At 66.0% G+C, this 20,462-nt stretch carries 21 protein-coding genes; 12 read left to right on the forward strand and 9 right to left on the reverse strand.

Annotation, left to right across the window (positions count from 1 at the left end):
• The first annotated feature begins 3 nt into the window (after positions 1 to 3).
• Genes ssuD through JAB1_RS05305 form a run of 3 tightly spaced genes read left to right on the forward strand, consistent with a single transcriptional unit; the run spans position 4 to position 2,805 of the window.
• On the forward strand, positions 4 to 1,164 hold the full coding sequence (gene ssuD, locus JAB1_RS05295) for an FMNH2-dependent alkanesulfonate monooxygenase (RefSeq protein WP_070279091.1): 1,161 nt from the start codon (positions 4 to 6) through the stop codon (positions 1,162 to 1,164).
• 1 nt (position 1,165) lies between these two features.
• On the forward strand, positions 1,166 to 1,957 hold the full coding sequence (ssuC, locus tag JAB1_RS05300) for an aliphatic sulfonate ABC transporter permease SsuC (RefSeq protein WP_070279092.1): 792 nt from the start codon (positions 1,166 to 1,168) through the stop codon (positions 1,955 to 1,957).
• Between the two features lie 17 nt (positions 1,958 to 1,974).
• Complete coding sequence (locus tag JAB1_RS05305; protein WP_070279796.1) at positions 1,975 to 2,805, forward strand: ATP-binding cassette domain-containing protein; 831 nt, start codon at positions 1,975 to 1,977, stop codon at positions 2,803 to 2,805.
• On the opposite strand, the gene JAB1_RS05310 is transcribed toward JAB1_RS05305, so the two are convergent.
• Both JAB1_RS05310 and JAB1_RS05315 read right to left on the reverse strand, forming a co-directional pair.
• On the reverse strand, positions 2,762 to 3,472 hold the full coding sequence (locus JAB1_RS05310) for an HAD-IA family hydrolase (RefSeq protein WP_034782899.1): 711 nt from the start codon (positions 3,470 to 3,472) through the stop codon (positions 2,762 to 2,764). The two genes, JAB1_RS05305 and JAB1_RS05310, sit on opposite strands and share 44 nt — an antisense overlap.
• Before the next feature lie 55 nt (positions 3,473 to 3,527).
• Positions 3,528 to 3,995: an META domain-containing protein gene (locus JAB1_RS05315; RefSeq protein ID WP_070279093.1), complete on the reverse strand. Its 468-nt coding sequence runs from the start codon at positions 3,993 to 3,995 to the stop codon at positions 3,528 to 3,530.
• A 149-nt stretch (positions 3,996 to 4,144) separates the two neighbouring features.
• Here JAB1_RS05315 and JAB1_RS05320 point away from each other — a divergent pair, with 149 nt between their 5' ends.
• The 5 genes from JAB1_RS05320 to JAB1_RS05340 all read left to right on the forward strand — a co-directional run bounded on the left by JAB1_RS05320 (position 4,145) and on the right by JAB1_RS05340 (position 9,270).
• Positions 4,145 to 5,080: a hypothetical protein gene (locus JAB1_RS05320; RefSeq protein WP_070279094.1), complete on the forward strand. Its 936-nt coding sequence runs from the start codon at positions 4,145 to 4,147 to the stop codon at positions 5,078 to 5,080.
• On the forward strand, positions 5,077 to 6,552 hold the full coding sequence (locus JAB1_RS05325; RefSeq protein ID WP_070279095.1) for a PLP-dependent aminotransferase family protein: 1,476 nt from the start codon (positions 5,077 to 5,079) through the stop codon (positions 6,550 to 6,552). Before JAB1_RS05320 ends, JAB1_RS05325 begins: the two co-directional genes overlap by 4 nt.
• A gap of 177 nt (positions 6,553 to 6,729) precedes the next feature.
• Positions 6,730 to 7,866 (forward strand): benzoate/H(+) symporter BenE family transporter, encoded by a 1,137-nt coding sequence (locus tag JAB1_RS05330; protein ID WP_244965475.1) that lies wholly within the window; start codon positions 6,730 to 6,732, stop codon positions 7,864 to 7,866.
• An 86-nt stretch (positions 7,867 to 7,952) separates the two neighbouring features.
• On the forward strand, positions 7,953 to 8,696 hold the full coding sequence (locus tag JAB1_RS05335) for a CPBP family intramembrane glutamic endopeptidase (RefSeq protein WP_070279097.1): 744 nt from the start codon (positions 7,953 to 7,955) through the stop codon (positions 8,694 to 8,696).
• Between the two features lie 31 nt (positions 8,697 to 8,727).
• The gene (locus tag JAB1_RS05340) at positions 8,728 to 9,270 is read left to right on the forward strand and encodes a gamma carbonic anhydrase family protein (RefSeq protein WP_070259099.1); all 543 of its coding nucleotides are present in this window, start codon (positions 8,728 to 8,730) and stop codon (positions 9,268 to 9,270) included.
• Here the strand turns inward: JAB1_RS05340 and JAB1_RS05345 are convergent.
• The 7 genes from JAB1_RS05345 to JAB1_RS05375 form a co-directional block, all read right to left on the reverse strand.
• Positions 9,243 to 10,184 carry a fatty acid desaturase gene (locus JAB1_RS05345; RefSeq protein ID WP_070279098.1) on the reverse strand — a complete coding sequence of 314 codons (942 nt, stop codon included), beginning with the start codon at positions 10,182 to 10,184 and terminating at the stop codon, positions 9,243 to 9,245. The two genes, JAB1_RS05340 and JAB1_RS05345, sit on opposite strands and share 28 nt — an antisense overlap.
• Complete coding sequence (locus JAB1_RS05350; RefSeq protein WP_034782889.1) at positions 10,184 to 10,501, reverse strand: DUF3144 domain-containing protein; 318 nt, start codon at positions 10,499 to 10,501, stop codon at positions 10,184 to 10,186. Before JAB1_RS05350 ends, JAB1_RS05345 begins: the two co-directional genes overlap by 1 nt.
• Positions 10,502 to 10,572: 71 nt before the next feature.
• Positions 10,573 to 11,076, reverse strand: coding sequence for a gluconokinase (locus JAB1_RS05355; RefSeq protein WP_254671981.1), 504 nt, complete (start codon positions 11,074 to 11,076; stop codon positions 10,573 to 10,575).
• Positions 11,073 to 11,576: an OmpA family protein gene (locus tag JAB1_RS05360; RefSeq protein ID WP_070279100.1), complete on the reverse strand. Its 504-nt coding sequence runs from the start codon at positions 11,574 to 11,576 to the stop codon at positions 11,073 to 11,075. Before JAB1_RS05360 ends, JAB1_RS05355 begins: the two co-directional genes overlap by 4 nt.
• A gap of 16 nt (positions 11,577 to 11,592) precedes the next feature.
• Positions 11,593 to 12,864 (reverse strand): diguanylate cyclase, encoded by a 1,272-nt coding sequence (locus JAB1_RS05365; protein ID WP_034782885.1) that lies wholly within the window; start codon positions 12,862 to 12,864, stop codon positions 11,593 to 11,595.
• On the reverse strand, positions 12,861 to 13,448 hold the full coding sequence (locus JAB1_RS05370; protein WP_254671983.1) for a YfiR family protein: 588 nt from the start codon (positions 13,446 to 13,448) through the stop codon (positions 12,861 to 12,863). The genes JAB1_RS05365 and JAB1_RS05370 overlap by 4 nt, the downstream gene beginning before the upstream one ends.
• A 194-nt stretch (positions 13,449 to 13,642) precedes the next feature.
• Complete coding sequence (locus JAB1_RS05375) at positions 13,643 to 15,295, reverse strand: Na+/H+ antiporter (RefSeq protein ID WP_034782883.1); 1,653 nt, start codon at positions 15,293 to 15,295, stop codon at positions 13,643 to 13,645.
• A gap of 207 nt (positions 15,296 to 15,502) precedes the next feature.
• On the opposite strand from JAB1_RS05375, the gene JAB1_RS05380 reads away from it, so the two are divergent.
• The 4 genes from JAB1_RS05380 (at position 15,503) to JAB1_RS05395 (ending at position 20,455) form a co-directional block, all read left to right on the forward strand.
• Complete coding sequence (locus JAB1_RS05380) at positions 15,503 to 16,801, forward strand: cytochrome c (RefSeq protein WP_070279102.1); 1,299 nt, start codon at positions 15,503 to 15,505, stop codon at positions 16,799 to 16,801.
• Between the two features lie 24 nt (positions 16,802 to 16,825).
• On the forward strand, positions 16,826 to 17,293 hold the full coding sequence (locus JAB1_RS05385; protein ID WP_070279103.1) for a (2Fe-2S)-binding protein: 468 nt from the start codon (positions 16,826 to 16,828) through the stop codon (positions 17,291 to 17,293).
• Positions 17,286 to 19,604, forward strand: a complete 2,319-nt coding sequence (locus JAB1_RS05390) for a molybdopterin cofactor-binding domain-containing protein (protein ID WP_070279104.1) — start codon at positions 17,286 to 17,288, stop codon at positions 19,602 to 19,604. Before JAB1_RS05385 ends, JAB1_RS05390 begins: the two co-directional genes overlap by 8 nt.
• Positions 19,605 to 19,789: 185 nt before the next feature.
• Positions 19,790 to 20,455 carry a hypothetical protein gene (locus JAB1_RS05395; protein ID WP_070279105.1) on the forward strand — a complete coding sequence of 222 codons (666 nt, stop codon included), beginning with the start codon at positions 19,790 to 19,792 and terminating at the stop codon, positions 20,453 to 20,455.
• The last annotated feature ends 7 nt before the right edge of the window (positions 20,456 to 20,462 follow it).

Consider the following 20,462-nt stretch of genomic DNA (forward strand, 5'->3'; position numbering starts at 1 on the left):
GCCATGTCATTGAATGTCTTCTGGTTCATCCCTACCCACGGCGACAGCCGCTACCTGGGCACGTCGCAGGGCGCGCGCCCCGTCGATGCCGATTATCTGCGCCAGGTGGCGGTGGCCGCCGACACGCTCGGCTACGACGGCGTGCTGCTGCCCACGGGCCGCTCCTGCGAAGACGCGTGGGTGGTGGCGTCGTCGCTGATCAGCGTGACGCAAAAGCTCAAATTCCTCGTGGCTATCCGCCCCGGCCTGTCCACGCCCGGCCTGGCCGTGCGCATGGCGTCCACGTTTGACCGCCTGTCGAACGGGCGCCTCTTGATCAATGTCGTCACGGGCGGCGACCAGGGCGAGCTGGAAGCGGACGGGCTGTTTGCCGACCACGCCAAGCGCTATGAAATTTCCGATGAATTCATCAAGGTGTGGCGCGCCACACTGGCGGGCGAGGGCGGCGCGGCCGGCTACGATTTCGAGGGCAAGCATATCCAGGTAAAGGGCGCGAAAACCCTGTACCCGCCCGTGCAGAAACCGTATCCGCCCCTGTATTTCGGCGGCTCGTCCGAGCCGGCGCATGAACTGGCGGCCGAGCAGATGGACGTGTACCTGACGTGGGGCGAACCGCCGGCCGCCGTGGCCGAGAAAATTGCCGACATCCGCGCGCGCGCAGCAAAAAAAGGCCGCACGGTGCGCTTCGGCATCCGCCTGCACGTGATCGTGCGCGAAACCAACGAGGCGGCCTGGCGCGCGGCCGATGAACTGATCAGCCACCTCGATGACGACATCATCGCCAAGGCGCAGGCGGCCTTCGGCAAGATGGATTCCGTGGGCCAGCAGCGCATGGCGGCCTTGCATGGCGGGCGGCGCGACAAGCTCGAAGTGTCGCCGAATCTCTGGGCCGGCGTGGGCCTGGTGCGCGGCGGCGCGGGCACGGCCCTGGTCGGCGACGGCCCGACCGTGGTGGCGCGCATGCAGGAATACGCGGACCTGGGCATCGATACCTTCATTTTCTCTGGTTATCCGCACCTGGAAGAGTCGTACCGCTTCGCCGAACTGGTATTTCCGCTGCTGGGCAAGGGCAAGGCCGTGGGCGAGCAGTCACTGACGGGGCCCTTCGGCGAAGTCATGGCCAGCAATATCGTGCCGGCCGCGCCGCAGAAAAAGGCGGCCTGAGATGGCGGCCGGCTCCATACAACGGGCAGGCGCCGCGCCGTGGCGCAATGCCTTGGCGCCATGGGCCTTGCCTGTGGCGCTGCTGCTGGCCTGGCAACTGGCGGCGCAGTGGGGCTGGCTGTCGAGCCGCATCCTGCCCGAACCGTGGGCCGTGGCGAAAGCCTTCTGGCACCTGGCCGTGTCGGGCGAACTGTGGCTGCACCTGAAAACGAGCTTGTGGCGTGCGACGGTCGGTTTCGCCGTCGGCGCGGGACTGGGCTTGCTGCTGGGGTTATTGACGGGCAGTTTCCGCCATGCGGAAACACTGCTCGACACGACCCTGCAAATGGTGCGCAACATCCCGGCCCTGGCCCTGATTCCGCTGGTGATCCTGTGGTTCGGCATCGACGAGACGGCCAAGCTGTTTCTGCTGGCCGTCGGCGTGTTCTTTCCCGTCTACCTGAATACCTTCCACGGCATCCGCTCGGCCGACCAGGGCTTGATCGAAATGGCGAAAAGCTATGGCTTGTCCGGCTGGCCCTTGTACCGCGACGTGATCCTGCCGGCCGCCATGCCTTCCATTCTGGTGGGCGTGCGCTTTTCGCTGGGCCTCGTGTGGGTGCTGCTGATCGTCGCCGAAACCATCTCGGCGCAGGCCGGCATCGGCTACATGACCATGAATGCGCGCGAATTTTTGCAAACGGACGTGGTGCTGGTGGGGATACTGCTGTATGCCTTGCTGGGCAAGCTGGCCGATTTGTTCTCGCGCCGGCTGGAGCGCCACTGCCTGCGCTGGAATCCCGCTTACCGCTAATGACGAAAGAAGACACCATGCTGCTTGCCCCCATCCAGATCGAAACGGATTTCCTGTCGCACTTCGTGCAGTACGACCCGGCCAGTGCGCCGCCGCAGGCGAAGATAGCCCCACAGGCTCCCTTGCAACGGCGCGGCGTACCCTTGGCGCTGACGAACCTGAGCAAATCCTACACCAGCCGCTCCGTGCTGAAAAACGTCGACCTGCAGCTGGAAGCGGGCGAATTTGTCGCCATCGTGGGGCGCAGCGGCTGCGGCAAGAGTACCTTGCTGCGCTCGATCGCGGGCCTGGAAAGCGTCGATGACGGCAGAATCGCCATCGGCAGCGGCATCGGCGCGCCCGACATCCGCATCATGTTTCAGGAGTCGCGCTTGCTGCCGTGGAAGACCGTGCTCGACAACGTGGCCCTGGGCCTGCCCCGTTCCGTCGGTGCGGCGGCCGCTTCGCTGTGGACGGTGGGCCTGGCCGAGCGGGCGGACGACTGGCCATCGGCCCTGTCGGGCGGGCAGAAACAGCGGGTGGCGCTGGCCCGCGCCCTTGTGCACGAGCCGCAACTGCTGCTGCTCGACGAGCCTTTGGGGGCGCTCGACGCCCTGACGCGCATCGAGATGCAGCAGCTGATCGAGTCGCTGTGGCTGGCGCGCGGCTTCACGGCCGTGCTGGTGACGCATGACGTGGCCGAGGCCGTGGCCCTGGCCGACCGCGTGCTGCTGATCGAGGATGGGCAGATCACCATGGACGTGCAGGTGGATTTGCCGCGCCCGCGACAGCGCGGCCATGCGGCTTTCGCCGCGCTGGAACAGGCTATCTTGTCGCGGGTGTTGCAGCCATCTCCGCCAGGACAATAAAGCCGTCACCATCGACGGTTGCCACGATGCGTTCGTAGCTGTCGATGGCCGGGTGGCGCGTGGCCAGCGGATGCGCATGCGTGGCAGTGACGACGATGACCTTCGCACCGGCCGCTTCTCCCGCCTCGATGCCGACCGAGGCATCCTCGAATACCAGACAGTCTGAGGGCGCCACGCCCAGTTTTTCCGCCGCCAGCAAATAGCAATCGGGTTTCGGCTTGCCGGCCTTGACGTCTTCCGCCGTCACCATGATGGCGGGGATGGGCATGCCGGCCGCCTTCAGGCGCGCCGTGGCCAGCGCCCTCGGCGCCGAGGTGACGATGGCCCATTGCGCGGGCGGCAGCGACTGCAAGAAGCGCAGCGCGCCCGCGATTTCAATAATGCCTTCCACATCGATGATTTCCGCATCCGTGATGCCCTGCGATTCGCGCTGCGCGTCAACGCCGGGCAAGCGCAGCTTGGCGATGGTGTCGACCGAGCGCGCGCCGTGGATGGTGGGCAGGAAGGCCGCCACGTCGAGGCCCTGGCGCTGTGCCCAGGTGCCCCAGATGCGTTCGGCGGCGGCGATGGAATTGATGACGGTGCCGTCCATATCAAAAAGAAAAGCCCGGTAGCGGCCGGCGGCAGATGGTGTCGGGGATGAAGACGGCGAGGGCAGTGCGGACATGGCTTCCTTCCGGATGATGGGCTGGAAGCCATTGTAACGGCAGTCGATTTTTATTTCACAGGTAGACCGATTCAAACCTGGCCACGGGCGCGCCATCCTTGAGCAGGATCAGGTACTCGCCTTCGAAGCGGTAGCCCGTCACGCTGTTCAAATTGGCCAATACCGCGCTTTCCAGCTGCATCAGGGGCGGCGGGCAGGCCATGCGGGTGCCGGCCAGTTGCGTGAAGCGCAGGACGTTGCCGCTCAAGGTATAGCCGCCCATGACCTGGTTGCAGCCCGTGAACCCATGGACCTTGCCATCGTCGGTGAGGGTGATGCGCACTTCGCGCTCCTGCTCCGGCGCCATCGTCACGTCGGCGCCATCAAGCTGCGTCAGCTTCCAGTAGGTATTCGTCAGGCTGTACATCGGTGTCAGACCGGTGTCCGGCTTGGCGCTGTCGGGCGTGGTGGCGCAGCCGCCGGCCATGGCGATGGCGGCGGCAAGGGGCAGGTAGGTGAGACGATGCGTCAGGCGATGCAGCATGGGGCGCTCCTGTGAGGGGGAAATGCCTGCACACTAGCAGATTTTTCGAGCCGGCCGGCGTACTGCAGCGGCGAATGTTTCCATTTTGCCAGTACTGGCATTACACTCATGCTTTCTATTGTTTTAACCTTGATCGGGGAGCCGGGCCGATGCTGCAAGCGCAAGCGCTGGATAATCGACTGGTCGCCACCAGTGCCGACGACGTGCTGGTCGACCGCATCGTGCCCGGCGCGCCGCTGGTGATCGCCTTCGGTTTCGTGTCGTGGACGACGCGTCCCGCCTTCGATTTTTACGGGCGCCTGCGCAAGCTGGAGCAGGCCAGCGGCCAGCATCTGAACAAGATCCTCGTGCGCGATTCGGGCAATGCCTGGTACCACCGCCGCATCGCGGGCCTGGGCAGCCATGTGGATGAAACGGCGCAGGCCCTGCGCGAACTCGTGCGCCGCATCGCGCCCAGTCAAGTCACCACCGTCGGCCAATCCATGGGCGCGTACGCGGCCGTCATGTATGGCTTGCTGCTGGACGCGCAGCAGATCGTCGCCTTCGGGCCGCTGTCCTTCCTCGATGTGCAGCAGGCGCGCTTGTACCACGAGCTGCGCTGGCTGCCCGTGATGGAATCGCTGGCGCAAGACCCGCCGCCGTCTGGCTACTACGACCTGGCGGCCCTGTGCCGCGCCAGGGCGACGGACGATACGCAGCTGCACCTGGTGTTCGGCACGCGACCGGACGCGGCCAGTGCCGGCGCCAGCGCCAGCGAATCGGTCAACCTCGACGCCATGCACGCGCAGCGCCTGGCTGCGTTCGGCCGCTGCACCCTGCACCCGTTCCCGCAGTCGGGCCATGCGGTGGTGCAGCACCTGATCGACACGAAGCGCATCAACGGCTTGCTGGCCGCATGCATACTCGGTCTCGCGCTGGAAGATGAGCCCATGCCGGAGATCGGCGCCGCCTGGCAAGACTGGGTGGCGGAAAACCTGCGTTTGGGCTGCGCCGGCGAGCAACTGGTGGCGGTGCTGCAGCAGCACGGTTTTTCGCTGGCCAGCAGCATGGCTGCCGTGGATGCGGCCCGCGCCAAGGCCATATGACGCCGCAGTTCGAACTCGACACCCTGAAAATCCGTATCGCCGCGCCCGAACTGGCGGCGCTCGACTTGCGCGTGCGGGTGCAGCGCGCGCTGCGCCAGCTGATACTCGACGGCGTGCTGGCGCCCGGCCTGCGCCTGCCGGCTACGCGCGCGCTGGCGCAATCGCTGGGCGTGTCGCGCGATACGGTGGAAATGGCGTATGCGCAGCTGCGTCTCGATGGCTATCTGCGGCGGCAGGCGGGATCGGGCAGTTTTGTCTCGCCGACGATAGGCGCGAGCTTGCTGGGCAAGCCTGCGATGACGCTGCCGCCCTTGTCCGCGCAGCCGGTGGCCCTCAGCGCGCGCGGCGCGCAGATTTTCGCCAGCGGCGGCGTGGCCGACCAGCAGAGCGTGAAGGCATTCGCCACGGGCTTGCCGGAAACGCGGGCCTTTCCGCTCGACGTGTGGGAGCGCTTGCGGCGCCAGGCCGCCTGCGAACACCAGGCCGGCGTGCTGCTGCACGGCGACCCGCAAGGCGCGGAACCGCTGCGCCAGGCCATCGCCGACTATGTGAACCTGGAGCGGGGTGCGCGGGCCACGGCGGACCAGGTGCTTGTGCTGAGCAGCACGCGCCAGGCCCTGTACCTGTGCGCGCAAGTGCTGGCCGACGCGCATGGCCCCATCCTGATGGAAGACCCCGGCTATTTCGGCGCGCGCAAGGCGTTCGAGATGGCGCAATTGCGGGTCGTGCCAGTCCCCGTCGATGCGCATGGCTTGTCCATCGAGCACCTGCGCGCGGACCGCAGCGGCGCCAACACGATTTACGTCACGCCCTCGCATCAATACCCGACGGGCGCCACCCTGGCGCTCGAGCGCCGGCTGGCCCTGACTGCCTGGGCTGCGGAACGCCAGGGCTGGATCATCGAGGATGATTACGACAGCCAGTTTCACTACGCGGGCTTGCCGACGGCGTGCGTGCAGGGGCTGGACACGCAGCAGCGCACGATTTACCTGGGTACCTTCGCCAAGTCGCTGTATCCGGGCCTGCGCATCGGCTACATGGTGCTGCCGCCCGCGCTGGTCAAGCCGATGACCCATGCGCGCAGCATTCTCGATGGCCACACGCCGCAGCTGGACCAGCTGACACTGGCCCGTTTCATCGCCGATGGCCATTTCGCGGCACATGTGCGCGCCATGCGCAAGGTCTACGCCGTGCGCCGCGATGCGATGGCGCAGGCCGTCCACCGGCACTTGCCGCACGTGGTCGCGGCGCAGCTGCCGCCGGGCGGTTTGCAGATGCCGTGTCTGCTGCACGAGGGCAGGGACGAGCTGGAGACGATACGCCTGGCGGCGCAGGCGGGCATTGTGCTGCCGGGCCTGAGCCGGCTGTATGCAACGCCGCCCCCGCGGGGCGGCTGGCTGCTGGGCTTTGCCGCACTCACGCCGCACGAGATCGACAGCGGTATCGTCCGCCTGGCCCGCGCGCTGGGGTAAGTATTCAAGTGGTCTGTTATGCATGCGAAAAGTGGCCTGTTTGAGCAGTCCATGTGGCCGTTAAGATGCCCCTTTTGAACATCAGGCAAAGGCACACGCATGCACACAAGCTCCACACCATCGGCCGCAACCGGCAACAGGCGCCAGGCGCGCTGGCGCGACCTGGCATCCCCCGCCATGGCGGCCTTCATCTCTGTCCTCGTCAACTATGGCGGCACCTTCGTGCTGGTGTTCCAGGCAGCCCAGCTGGCCCAGCTGAGCGCGGCGCAGACGGCGTCCTGGGTCTGGTCGCTGAGCATCGGCGTGGGCGTGACGGGCATCTGGCTCAGCTACCGCTACCGCGCGCCCATCATCACGGCCTGGTCCACGCCCGGCGTGGCCTTCCTGGCCACCGTCATGCCGCACACGCCGTATGCCGAGGTGATCGGCGCCTACATGATCTCCGCCATCGCCTTCATTGTACTGGGCATGTCCGGCGCCTTCGAGCGCCTGGTACGCTTGATTCCTGGCGGCATCGCTGCCGGCTTGCTGGCCGGTATCCTGCTGCAGTTTGGCGTGAATGCGTTTGGCGGCGCCAGCGCCGACCCGCTGCTGGTGGTGGTGTTGCTGCTGTCGTATGCCGTGCTGCGCCGTTTCACGGCACGCTTTGCCGTCGTCGGCATCATGCTGATCGGCCTGGTCCTGCTGCTGGCGCAGGGACGCATCGATGCGCAAGGCATAGCACTGGCCCTGGCCGCGCCCGTGTTCGAGATGCCGCGCTTTTCCGTGGCGTCCCTGCTGGGCGTGGCGCTGCCCCTGTTCCTGATCACCCTGACGGGGCAGTACATGCCCGGTATGCTGGTGCTGCGCAATGACGGCTACCAGGTCAGCGCCAATCCCATCCTGACGGTGACGGGCCTCGGTTCGCTGCTCATGGCGCCATTCGGCGCGCACGCCTTCAACGTGGCCGCCATCACGGCCGCCATCTGCACGGGCAAGGATGCGCATGCGGATCCGTCGAAGCGCTATGTCGCGGGGCTCGCTTGCGGCGTGCTGTACATTCTGGTGGGCATCTTCGGCGTCACCCTGGCCAGCCTGTTCATGGTCTTGCCGCGCAGCTTCATCACGGCGCTGGCGGGCCTGGCCCTGCTGGGCGCCATCGGCAACAGCCTGGCGCAGGCGATGGCGGACGTGCGCATGCGCGAAACGGCCTTGATTACTTTCCTGGCGACGGCCGCGAATGTGACACTGCTGGGTGTGGGCGGCGCCCTGTGGGGACTGGCGGCCGGACTGGCGGCGCATGGCCTGATGCATGGATGGCGCAAGGCGGCATAGCAAGATAGGTTGCCCGTTTTGCCAGCCGGCGCATACAATTGCTGCGCCCGTGCCCGTTGGCACCGTATTCCGACTTGACCCGAACGATGCCCGAGATCACTTCCCTGGCGCAGTATCTGCTGGCGATCACGCCCGCCTTCCTCGTTTGCGGCGCCTTGCTGCTGGTGTTGCCACGTACTGTGCCACGCTCGGTGCCGCTGCTGCGCGTGCTCGTGCACATTTTATTTTTCGTGCTGGCGCGCGATGCGATGACGGCGCACGGCTACTGGCAAGTGGCGGCGGGCGGCTTGCGTTTCACGGCGCCGCCGCTGGTCTTGCTGGCGCTGGGCGCCATGTCGCTGGGGCTGGTGGCCAGCACATGCTGGCTGGAAAGTGAGGCGCGCCGCCAGATCCACTGGTTCGGCATGCGGCCAGCCCTGTCCGTGCTGCTGGGCGTGGCGGGCGCCGCCCTGATCATCGCGCTGGCGACGGGCTTGAAAGCCGTGTTTAACTTGCCCTCGCTGGCGCCCGTCGCGCCATCCGCGCTGCCCTTGCTGCTGGGTTTTGCGCTGGCGGCCAATTGTTATGAGGAATTGCTGTTTCGCGGCTTGCTGCAGCAGCAATTGCGTGCCTGGCTGCCGGCCTGGCGCGCGGCGCTGGTGTCGGGCCTGCTGTTCGGCCTGTGCCACGCCTTCCTCGCCACCACCGTCACGCAGGTGGGCGCGCCCATCCTCGTGTTTACCGTGATCGAAGGCGTGGTGGCGGGGCTGGTATATTGCCGTGCCGGCCTGCTGGGCGCGTCCCTGGCGCATGGGCTGGCGATTTTTGCGCTGGCCGCCGGCTGGGTGTGAATGTTTACTATTTATGAAGAGTGAGAAAGCGATGCCTGTCAGTTCCTACCTGAATACCCGCCCCGTCGTGGGCGAGCGCGTCTACCTGCATGACACGGCGCAAGTGATCGGCGATGTGCAGATCGGCGACGACTGCTCCATCTGGTGCAACAGCGTGCTGCGCGGCGACGTCAACCGCATCGTCATCGGCGAAGGCAGCAATATCCAGGACTTTTCCATGGGCCACGTGTCGCACAGGAATGCGGCCAAGCCCGATGGTTCACCGCTGACCATCGGCAACTACGTGACCATCGGCCACTCCGTGATCTTGCACGGCTGCACCATCGGCGACGAGTGCCTGATCGGCATGGGCAGCATCGTCATGGATGACGTGGTGGTGGAAAAGCACGTGATGCTGGGTGCGGGCAGCCTGGTATCGCCGGGCAAGGTGCTGGAAAGCGGCCATCTGTACGTGGGCCGGCCCGCCGCCAAGGTGCGCGCGCTCACCGAAGCCGAGATCGCCTACCTGCGCTATTCGGCCGAGCATTACGTGCGCGTCAAAAACAATTACCTGGCCGGTGGCGACGGCGCCTGAGCGCTAGCGGTATCAATGCGGCGCAGTTCCGGCCGCGGCGCCAGGTCTTGCGGCAGGCGCAAGCTGGACACGAGGCCCAGGCGCCGCAAGAGCAGCAGTACCCACCAGCCCGGGTCCCATTCTCCCTGCAGCAGGCCCAGCCTGGCCGAGCCCGGATACGCATGATGGTTGTTGTGCCAGCATTCGCCCATGGTCAGCAGCGATGTCAGGCGGATATTCCGGCCCTGCACGGCCGCGCCGTCGACATGAAAGTGCATCTGGCCATGGTTGTGGGCGAAGTAGCCGATCAGCCAGTGACCGAGCACGCCGGCGCTGACCCGCGCGCAGACGCCCCAGCAGACCAGGACCCAGCCGCCCCAGGCGTAGAACAGCACGGCCCACGGCAGTTGCTGCAGCATCCAGGTTCTTTCCAGAAAACGATAGAAGCGGTCGTGCGCGATGCGCGGCTCGATGGCGATGTGCGGCGGGTGATCGAGGTCAAGGCGGCAGAACAATTGCCACCAGGCATCGTTCCAGAAGCCGGCGCCGTGGCGCAGATACGGGTGGCAATCGGGCAGGCGCTGCGCATAGTCGCGCAGTTCGTGCTGGCGCAGCAGGCCGAGCGGGCCGCTGAGGCCCACCAGCACGCCCAGATACACGAGTACATATGCCAGCCATTGCGGGCATTCAAAGCTGTCGTGGATCAGCTTGCGGTGGCTGCCCAGCGAATGGCCGAACAGCAGGACGATGGCCGTGCCGCTCACAAACAGCAGCAAACCGGTCCAGCTGAAGCAGAGCAGGGCGCCCGTCACGGCGCCGGCCAGCATGGTTATCAGCCACAGCGCTTGCAAAGGCGCAAAGCGTACTGAACCTTTCAGCACGCTGTCGGCGTAGGTGGCGCGGGCGCGGTGGCTGGCCAGGCTGGCTGCGGACATCAACCCTTGGGGGCTGACGACGGTTGCGTGTACTTGTCGAAGTTGGTGATGTAGTCGTTGAAGTTGTCGGTCAGCATGCGCTTGTACTGTTCCGTGAAGAACGCCACGGCGCCTTCCTTCTCTTCCTGCATCTTGGCCACGTCATTGCTCTTGCTGGCGACGAGGAAGGCGTTGAAGCGGGCGGCCGCGTACAGCAGCGAGGTGGCGACTTCGTTGCCGCCGCTGTGCATGCATTGTTCATTGGCCAGGGCGATGACCTGGTCGGCGCGTTCCCAGAATTCCGGGCCCGGTGCTGGTTTGGTGGTTGGTGTGCTCATAAAAATCCCTCATGAAAGTGCGCGCCAGTCTACACAGGGGGCCGCGGGCTGTCCAGCCGCGCGGCCGCCAGTCAGGGCGTTTGCAGGATCTGTCCGAGCAGCACGGCCAGCGGCTGGCGGATATCGAGCACGATGCCGGCCTCGTCCGCCTGCAGCGGCTGCAGCGTGGCCAGCTGGCTGTCGAGCAGGCTGGCCGGCATGAAATGGCCGGGGCGCTGCAAACGGCTTTCCAGCACGGCGCGCGGGCCGTCCAGGTGGACAAAGCGCAGGGCCGGGTCGCCCTCGCGCAGCACGTCGCGGTAGGCGCGCTTCAGGGCCGAGCAGGAAACGACGAGGCCGTCGCCTTGCGCGCTGGCCGTGGCGATGCGCTCGCGCAGGGCGGCCAGCCAGCCGGCACGGTCGGCGTCGTCGAGCGGGATGCCGGCCGCCATCTTGGCCACGTTTTCCGGGGAATGCACGTCGTCGCCTTCCACATACGGCACGCCCAGTGCGCTGGCCAGCAGGCTGCCGACGGCGCTCTTGCCGCGGCCGGACACGCCCATCACGACCCAGCGGGCGGGCGCGCCTGTCCTCATGGAGCCGAGACGATGACGGTGACGCGGCGGTTTTCCGCCTTGCCGGCCTTGCTGGCGTTCGAGGCGACCGGCTTGCTCATGCCCAGGCCCTTGACGGTGATATTGCCGCGTGGAATGCCGGCCACGCCCATCGCATCGGCCACCACGTTGGCGCGCGCCAGCGACAGCTTGTTGTTCAGCACTTCGGCACCTTCGTTGTCCGTATGGCCTTCCACGCGCATGTGCGTGATGCCCACTTTCAGCAGGGCCGCGCTGATTTTCTGGATGGCGGCCCGGCTCGGCGCCGTCAGGCTGGAAGCGCCGAAATCGAACAGCAGCTTGTCGGTAAAGCTCAGCTCCCAGCCTTCTTCGGTCTGGTTGAAGCCTTGCTCCTTCAAGGTGGCCACTTGCTCGGCATTGAACAGCGGTTTTTTCTCTGGCGTGCTCTGGCAGGCGGCCAGCAGGCCCAGCATGAACAAGCCGAGGAAGACGCGGCATAATTGCTTGTAGATGGATTGCATGGTATTGCTCCTTGATTCAGGGGTGGGTATGGGGTTGCGGCAGGCGCGCCACCTGGCGCGTGCCGCGCTGCGCCTGCTTGGCGCGGTACATGGCTTCGTCCGCCGCGCCGACCAGCGAAACGGCGTCGATGGCGTGATCGGGGAAGACGGCCACGCCGATGGTCAGCGAGCTGACGATGCTATTGCCGGTGGGCAGCTCAATGGCTTGCGCCATGGCGGCGATGATGTTGTCGGCGATGTGCATGGCGTCGCTGCTGTTGCGCAGCGGCTTGAGCAGGATGGCGAATTCGTCGCCGCCCAGGCGCGCCACCAGGTCGCCCTCGCGCAATTGCTGCTTGATGCGCGCGGCGATCGTCACCAGCACGCGGTCGCCCGAGGCATGGCCGAAGGTGTCGTTGATATATTTGAAACGGTCGCTGTCGAGGAACAGCACGGCCACCTTGCCATTGCCGACCCGCGCTTCGAGGATGGCGCGTTCCAGCTCCGCTTCCATGAAGGCGCGGTTGGACAGGCCCGTCAGGCTGTCGTGATTGGCGCGGTGCGACAGCGAGGCATTTTCCTTTTGCAGATGGCTTTGCCATGCTTCCAGTTCGTCGAGCAGGGCGTTGAAGTCGTCATTGATCTGGTTCAGCTCGGCAATGTTGGCCGGCGGCACGCGCAGTTCGAACGAGCGGTCGCGCCGCACGCGGTGGGCCGTTTCCGCCAGGTGGCGCAGGGGCGACGTGATCTCCGTTTCCATGCTGCGCGACAGGCGCACGGCGACGACGAGGCTGAGCACCAGGCAGGCGAGCAGGCAGGTCAGGCCGCTGAGCAGGAAGGGCAGCAGGCTGCGGCTGTGCGGCACCAGCTTGATGCTGCCGATGGCCTGTTCGTTGCGCGTGATGGGGAAGGTCAGCGAATCGGGCAGCATCCAGCCCGTCAGCGCGCGTTCGATGTAGTAGCGCGTGCCGTGTTCGCCCCGTTCCCAGCGGGCCAGCACGTTGCCGGCCGTGTCGCTCACCTGCGCCTGGTCGATGTCTTCATTGACGCCGATCAAGGCCAGCGCCTCCTTGGCGGCCATGGAATCGCCAAAGACGACGGCCCCTTCCACCGTGTAGCTCATCGAGCGGGCCACCAGGCGCAGGTTCTGGTCCGAATACACGCGCAGGGCCAGCAGCGCCACGGCCGTCAGGGTCAGGCCGGCCGCCAGCACGGCGATCAGCGACACGCTCAGGTGGGCGCGCCGCAGCACGCTGTCGAGCGTCGGGCGGGGCCGGCGGGCAGGCTTGTTGCTCATCCGGGCGCTCATGGCGGCGGTCCCTTGCGACGTGCAATTTGCAAGGCGTTCGGATGCACGCGCAGGCCGCTGCGGGCGATGGCGTCGAGGTTGACGTCAAAACCGATCTGCGCCTCGGCGAGGCGGAGGCAGAACATGGTGCCCACGGCGCAGGACGTGCCGGGTTCGGCCACCGATAAAATCGGCTTGCCGATGATCTGCGCCAGCAGATGCTCGCGTTCGCCCTCGGGCAGGCTGCCCAGGTAGACGACGTCGCATTCGCTGACAGCGGCGGCTGCCGCCGGGATTTTCACGCGGATGCGCTGGCCCAGGCTGGAAGCGGGCGTGTCGACGATGGCCGTGCCGTAACGGGCCGCACCGAGCATGCAGACGCGCACTTCCTGGCGCGCCACGGGCCAGCGCACATAACTGATGATGCCAAACAGGACCTGGGCCACCTCGGCGGGACGCCTGGCGTCCGTCGCCGCGCCCGTTTGCGCCCACGCGCACGGGGCCAGCGCCGTGCAGGCCAGCAATGATGCCAGCAGCGAGGCCAGCAGCACGACGAGCAGGGCGGGCGGCGCGGAGCGCTGCCGGTGGAGAGGGAAGGAGGGCACGGCGTCGGTGTCTTTATGCAGGTCGGGTTGCTATTCAACTAGTTACTCAGCAACACAGACTCTACGGAAGTCCTTGTTGAAAGTAAATCACGGCGCTACGCCATAAACCTTGCATTATAAACACGAATGTGAAAACTTGCATTCTTTACCATGAGAATTACTTGTCAACACTGCCGTGGCACGCCAAAGTGTTGCTATTCTTCCAGTGTCGCTTCCAGCAAGTCGATTTCGCGCAGCAGGCGCAAATGGATGGTGTCGTCCAGTTCGCCCGAGATGCGGCGGCGGAACAGTTCATCCCGCTCCGCATTCAGCGCTTCCAGGCGCAACGCCCGTTCGGCCTTGGCCAGTTCCTGCAGCCGCATCGCTTCGTCGTTGCTGCTTTCGCCATACGCGAGGCGGCGCCGGTAGGCTTCGATCAGGCGGTTGGCCGCCTCCGTGACGACTTGCTGCTTGTCATTTTTGTCGATGCCTTCGCACACTTTTTCCAGGCGCGCGATGGCCGCTTCGGCGGCAGCGGCGCGGGCATTGCGCTCTTCCGTCGAACGGCGCGCGGGCGGCGCGAACACGAGGCCCTTGGTCAGCAGGGGCAAGGTGACGCTGGCCAGCAGCAGCGACAATAAAATCACGCCCATGGCCAGGAAGATGACGAGGTCGCGCGCGGGAAAGCGCGTGCCGTCGGGCAAGAACAAGGGCAGGGTCAGAATGCCGGCCAGGGTCAGCGCACCGCGCACGCCCGCGAACGACGCCACCAGCAGCAGGCGCAGGCTGGGGCGCGCCAGCAGCGCCGCGTCCTTCGGCTCGCCCGCCATTTTCTTGTGGTGCTTGAACAGGGTCAGTTTCATGGAAATGAAGACCCAGAGAAAGCGCATGAAGGTCAGTCCCACCGTGATGGCGATGACGAACAGCGGCAGTTTCCAGGCGCTGCCGGCGCCGATTTCGGCGGAGGCGGCCGGCAAGCCGGCAACGGTGGTGGGCAGCTGCGCGCCCAGCATGACGAAGATCACGCCATTCAAGACCAGTTGCACGGTATCCCACACGGCCTTGCGCTGGGTGCGCGTGGCGGCCAGCGGACGGCCGATCAGGTCGGCGTAATGCATGGACACGCCCGCCGTGGCGGCGGCCAGGATGCCGGAACCGTGGATTTGCTCGGCGCCCAGGTAGGCGGCGAACGGGATCAGGATGCTGATGAGGATTTGCAGGCCCGGCTCTTCGCCGACCTTGCTCACCAGCCATTTATTCGCCAGTCCCACGCCCCACGAGATGGCCAGGCCTATGATGATGCCGCCGCCCGCTTCCTGCAGGAAACTCAGCGAGGCGGCGCCGATGGAAAAGCCGCCCGTCATCATGGCGCCCACGGCAAACGTGAAGCAGACGAGGCCCGACGCGTCGTTGAGCAGGGATTCGCCTTCCAGGATATGCATCAGGCGCGGCGGGATCGGGTTGCCGGCGGCGATCGCCGACACGGCCACGGGGTCCGTCGGCGAGAGGATGGCGCCCAGCGCGAAGGCGACGGCCAGCGGCACGCTGGGGATCAGCCAGTCGATGAAAAAGCCCATGCCCAGCACGGTAAACAGCACCAGGCCGATGGCCAGCATCAGGATCGAACGGGCGTCGGAAAAGAAGGCGCCCTTGGGGATGCGCCAGCCATCGAGAAACAGCAGTGGCGGGATGAAGAGCAGGAAGAAAATGTCGGGATCGAGCGGCACTTGCACGCCAAACACGGCCAATCCCGTGCCGCCGGCGATCTGGATCAAGGGCAGCGGCAGCTTGACCCAGCGCGAGCGGGCGAGAAAGCCGCACAGGACGACGGTCAGAACGAGGATGAGGATGATGGTAACGGTATGCATGAAGGAGCGGCGGCGTGCTGAAACGCTGATTATAAGGTGCAGCCCGCCTGTAGGCACCGCCTGCGTGTCATTGCGTACATACAACAAGTCACAATCGCGGTAAGATTGTCACTGTGGCCCTGCTGCTGCCGCCGTTGGCCGGCGGCTGGCCGCCTTGCTTGATATCTTTGCTGTTACCCTGGCCTTTACTTTTCACTGGTTCCTGTTTTGCTCAAGAAAATCTTCACCGGACTGTTGCTGTCGCTGGCATTGCTCATCGTGGCGGCCCTGGCCGCGTATCTGTATTACTGGCGCCCCGCGCTGGCGCCCATCGATCCGCCTGCCGCCACGGCATTTTCCCCGCAAGTGGTGGAACGGGGCCGCATCCTGGCCGGCATGGGCAATTGCGCCGCCTGCCATACGGCCAAGGGCGGCGCCGATTATGCCGGCGGCCACGGCCTGGCCACGCCGTTCGGCACGATCTACGCGACGAATATCACGCCCGACAGGCAAACGGGCATCGGCCGCTGGTCGCTGGCCGCCTTCCAGCGGGCCATGCGCGAAGGCGTGGGCCGCGATGGCGCGCATTTGTATCCCGTCTTTCCGTACACCCATTTCAACCTGGTCTCGGATACGGACCTGACGGCCTTGTACGCGTATGTCATGACGCGCCCGCCCGTGTATGCGGTGGCGCCCGCCAACAGCGTGCCGTTTCCCCTGAACCTGCGCCCCTTGCAGGCGGGCTGGAAGCTGCTGTTTTTCAAGCCAGCGACTTTCCAGCTTGATCCTGCACAAGGACTGGACTGGAACCGGGGCCGCTATCTGGCCGAAGGCCTGGCCCATTGCGCCGCCTGCCACACGCCGCGCAATGCGCTGGGCGCCGAGCTTGCCGGTTCGTCCTATCTGGGCGCGCCCATCGACCACTGGTATGCGCCGGCCTTGACCAGCGCCAACACGGCACCCTTGCCATGGACGCAAGACGAGCTGTACGCCTTCCTGCGCACGGGGGCGACGGCCCTGCACGGCGTGGCGGCAGGGCCCATGTCGGCCGTCGTGCATGAAGGCATGGGCGCCTCGCCCGACAGCGATATCCGCGCGCTGGCAACGTATTTTGCCGGCGTGGCCGGGGCAGAGCAACGCCAGGTGAATACCGATACCGTGGTAAAGGCCGGCATCGCCCGCTCGCAGAGGGTCAGCCTGGTCGACAATGACCGTGGCGCCAGCCTGTACGTGGCCGCCTGCGCGTCGTGCCACTCGAACAGCGATGGCCATCCCGCAGCCTTGCGCCCGGAACTAAGCCTGAACAGCGCCGTCAGCGCGCCCGATCCCGCCAACCTGATCCAGGTGATATTGCACGGCATTAGCAAGGATGCAGCCATGCCCGGCGTGCTGATGCCCGGCTTTGCCGCCTCGCTGACGGACAACGACGTGGCCCAGCTGGCCGCTTATCTGCGCCGCAGCCGCAGCCACCAGCCGGCCTGGACGAACCTGGAAGCGGCCGTGGGGCGCGCGCGCGCCGGCAAGTAATTTGTGAAAGTTTCTTAAATATTTATGTATAACATTACCGTGAATGGCCAACCCTTCGGCACCGAGGCCGATGCCGAGACGCCCCTGCTGTGGGTGCTGCGCGACGAAGCTCGGTTAAAAGGCACGAAGTTTGGCTGCGGCATCGGCATGTGCGGCGCCTGCACCGTGCACGTGGATGACCGCGCCATGCGCTCCTGCATCACGCCGATTGCCGCCGTGGCCGGCTGCGCCATCACCACCATCGAAGGCCTCTCGCCAGACGGCACGCACCCGCTGCAGCGGGCGTGGCTCGCCACGCAGGCGCCCCAGTGCGGCTATTGCCAGTCGGGCCAGATCATGCAGGCCGCCACCCTGTTGAAAGACTATCCCCAGCCGACGGATGCGAATATCGATGCCGTCATGAGCGGCAACCTGTGCCGCTGCATGGCATATGTGCGCATCCGCAAGGCAATCAAGCTTGCGGCCGGCATGTCGGAGGCGCCCGGTGTTTAAGTTGCCAAAAGAAACTACCAGTGCCCGTCCCAGCCCGCTGAGCCGGCGCGGTTTCCTGATCGCCGCCGCCGGCACGGGTTTTACCCTGGCTTTCTTGCGCGCCGACAGCTCCTTGGCCGCCGGCAAGGCGGCGCCCGTGCCGCCAAAACAAACCGCCGCGCCCGTGTTCGATCCCGGCATCTGGTTCCAGATCGGCCGCGACGGCATCGTCACCGTCAATATCGCCAAGGCGGAAATGGGCCAGCACATCGGCACGGCCCTGGCGCGCATCGTGGCCGAGGAGTTGGAAGCGGACTGGAGCAAGGTGCGCCTGCATTACGTGGACACGGACCCGAAGTGGGGTTTGATGGTGACGGGCGGCAGCTGGTCCGTCTGGCAGAATTTCGACCCACTCAGTCGTGCCGGCGCGGCCGGGCGCCTCGCGCTCGTCGAGGAAGGCGCGCGTCTGCTGCGCGTGCCCGCGTCCGCCTGCCACGCCAGACTGGGCGTCGTGCATGGCCGGGGACGCTCGATCAGCTATGGCGACATCGTGCGCCGTGGCAAGCTGGCGCGCCAGTACACGCCCGAGCAATTGAAGGCCATCGTGCTGAAAACGCCGCAGCAGCGCAGCCTGATAGGCCAGCAGGTGCAGGCGCTGGATATCCCCGCGAAGATCAATGGCACGGCCGTGTACGGCATCGATGCGGAAGTCGAGGGCATGCTGTTTGCGCGCCCGAAGATCCCGCCCACGCGCTATGGCTCGAAAGTGGTGTCCATCGATGATACGGCCGCGAAAAAGGTCAAGGGCTACCTGCGTTCGTTCGCCTTGCAGGACCCCAGCGGCACGGTGCCCGGCTGGGTCATGGTGGTGGCTGAAACGTATGCGGCCGCCATGCGCGCGGCCGAGCTCGTGCAAGTGAAATGGCGGGCCGGCGCGGCAGCCCACGTGGCGGAGCAGGATATCCTCAACTATGGGACCAAGCAGCTGGCCGATGCCAGCCTGGGCGCCCGCGTGGTCGATGATGATGGCGTGGAGCAAGCGTTCCACGATGCCAGCCTGCAGCTGGAACGCCACTACACGACCAGCACCGTGCTGCATTTTCAGCTGGAACCTGTGAATGCCGTGGCGCAGGAAATCGACGGCGTCTGGCACATTCATGCGGGCAACCAGTGGCAATCCCTGATCCTGCCCGTGCTGGCGCAAGCGTTGAAGGTGCCCGAGAGCAATGTCATGCTGCACACCTATCTGCTCGGTGGCGGCTTCGGGCGGCGCCTGAATGGCGATTATTGCGTGCCGGCCGCGCTGGCCGCGCAAGCCGTGGGGCGCCCCGTCAAGATGATTTGCACGCGGGCCGACGATGCCCGTTTTGATTCGCCCCGTTCACCATCCGTGCAGCATGTACGCATGGCCTTCGACGACGCCGGCAAGGTGTCGGTGATGGTGCATGAAGCGAGCGCGGGCTGGCCCACGCAAGCCATGATTCCCGCCTTCCTGGCCAAGGATAAGCAGGGCCATCCGTATGACCCGTTCGCCATCGCCGGCGCCGACCACTGGTACACGGTAGGCGCGCAGCGCGTGCGGGCCGTGTCGAACGATCTGGCCAACAGCAGTTTCCGCCCCGGCTGGCTGCGCTCCGTGGGGCCCGGCTGGACGAATTGGGCCGTGGAAAGTTTCATGGATGAGGCGGCGCAGGCGGCCAAGGTCGATCCGCTGGCGTTCCGTTTGTCCTTGCTGCAGGGCACGGGGCGCAACGCGGGTAGCGCGCCGAACGCCGTCGGCGGCGCCGCGCGCCTGGCCCACGTGCTGCAGCGGGTGGCGGACAAGGCAGGCTGGGGCAAGGCCATGCCGCCCGACACGGGCCTGGGCATCGCCGCCACGTTCGGCCAGGAACGCGACATGCCCACCTGGACGGCCTGCATCGCGCGGGTCAAGGTGGACCGCAGCACTTGCATGGTGAAAGTCGAAAAATTGTTCATGGTGATTGACGCGGGCAGCATCGTCGACCCCGATGGCGCGCTGGCGCAGGCGGAAGGGGGCGCCCTGTGGGGCGTAAGCATGGCCTTGCATGAAGGCACGGCCTTCCTGAATGGCGAAGTGAAGGATACCAACCTGAATACCTACACGCCCCTGCGCATGGCCGACGTGCCTGAGCTCGACATCGAATTCGTTACCAGCACGGCAACTTCGACGGGCATGGGCGAACCGCCCACGACGGCCGTGGCGCCCGCCATCGGCAACGCCATCTTTGCCGCCGTGGCCTCGCGCGTGCGGCATTTGCCGATCCGCCCGGAAGCCGTGCTGAAGGGGCTGGACCGGTACGGCGCCGTGTAGTCTTGCCATCCTGCTTTCCTGGCGGCGGTGCGCGAACGGCTGCGCAGGAATGGCTGCGGGCTGCTACACTGATGTTAGCCGCCCCGGGTATGCAGGCTGTGCCCGTCCCGGCAAGATCAGCGTAAAATCAGCGCACAGCTCGACTTCAGCATTAGCTTGATCCCAGCTCGATTGCGGAGGCAACCATGCAAGAACAATTTGTCAGCATTACGGCCGATGAACTTCAACTGGATGGCGTGCTTGAAATGCCCGAGCGGCCGGTCGGCATCGTCCTGTTTGCCCACGGCGCAGGCGCCGACAGCGACTACCTGGGCGCCTCCAGCCACGCTACTTCCCAGGATTTCTTGCGAGCGGGCATCGCCACCCTGCGTTTCGACCAGGGCGGCGTCGGGCCTGGCGGCGGCAGCAATGGCCACGCCTATTTCGTGCGCAGCGATATCGTGCTGCTGGCGCGCCAGCTGGAAAAAGCCCTGGGCTGGCTGCAGATGGACGCGTCCACGCGGCGCTTGCCTTGCGGCCTGTATGGCTATGGCACCAGCGCGGCCGTCGTGATGCAGCTGGCGGCCTGGCGCAGCGCGGAAATCGCGGCGCTGGCCGTGTGCGATGGCCAGGTGGAAATGGCGGGCAAGGCGGCGCTGGAAAATGTGCGCGTGCCATCGTTGCTGATCGTGGGCGGGCGCGATCCCGACGTGGCTGGCCTGAACCGCATGGCCTTCGCCACCTTGCGCTGCGACAAACAACTGGAACAGATTGCCGCACCCGGCGGCCCCGACACGCGCCACCAGGCGGCCTTGCTGGCCACGGACTGGTACACGCGCCATTTCAACGGGCATACCAGCACGGCGCAGTAGCGCGGCA

This window comes from Janthinobacterium sp. MP5059B (assembly GCF_001758645.1).
Classification (GTDB): Bacteria; Pseudomonadota; Gammaproteobacteria; order Burkholderiales; family Burkholderiaceae_D; genus Janthinobacterium; species Janthinobacterium lividum.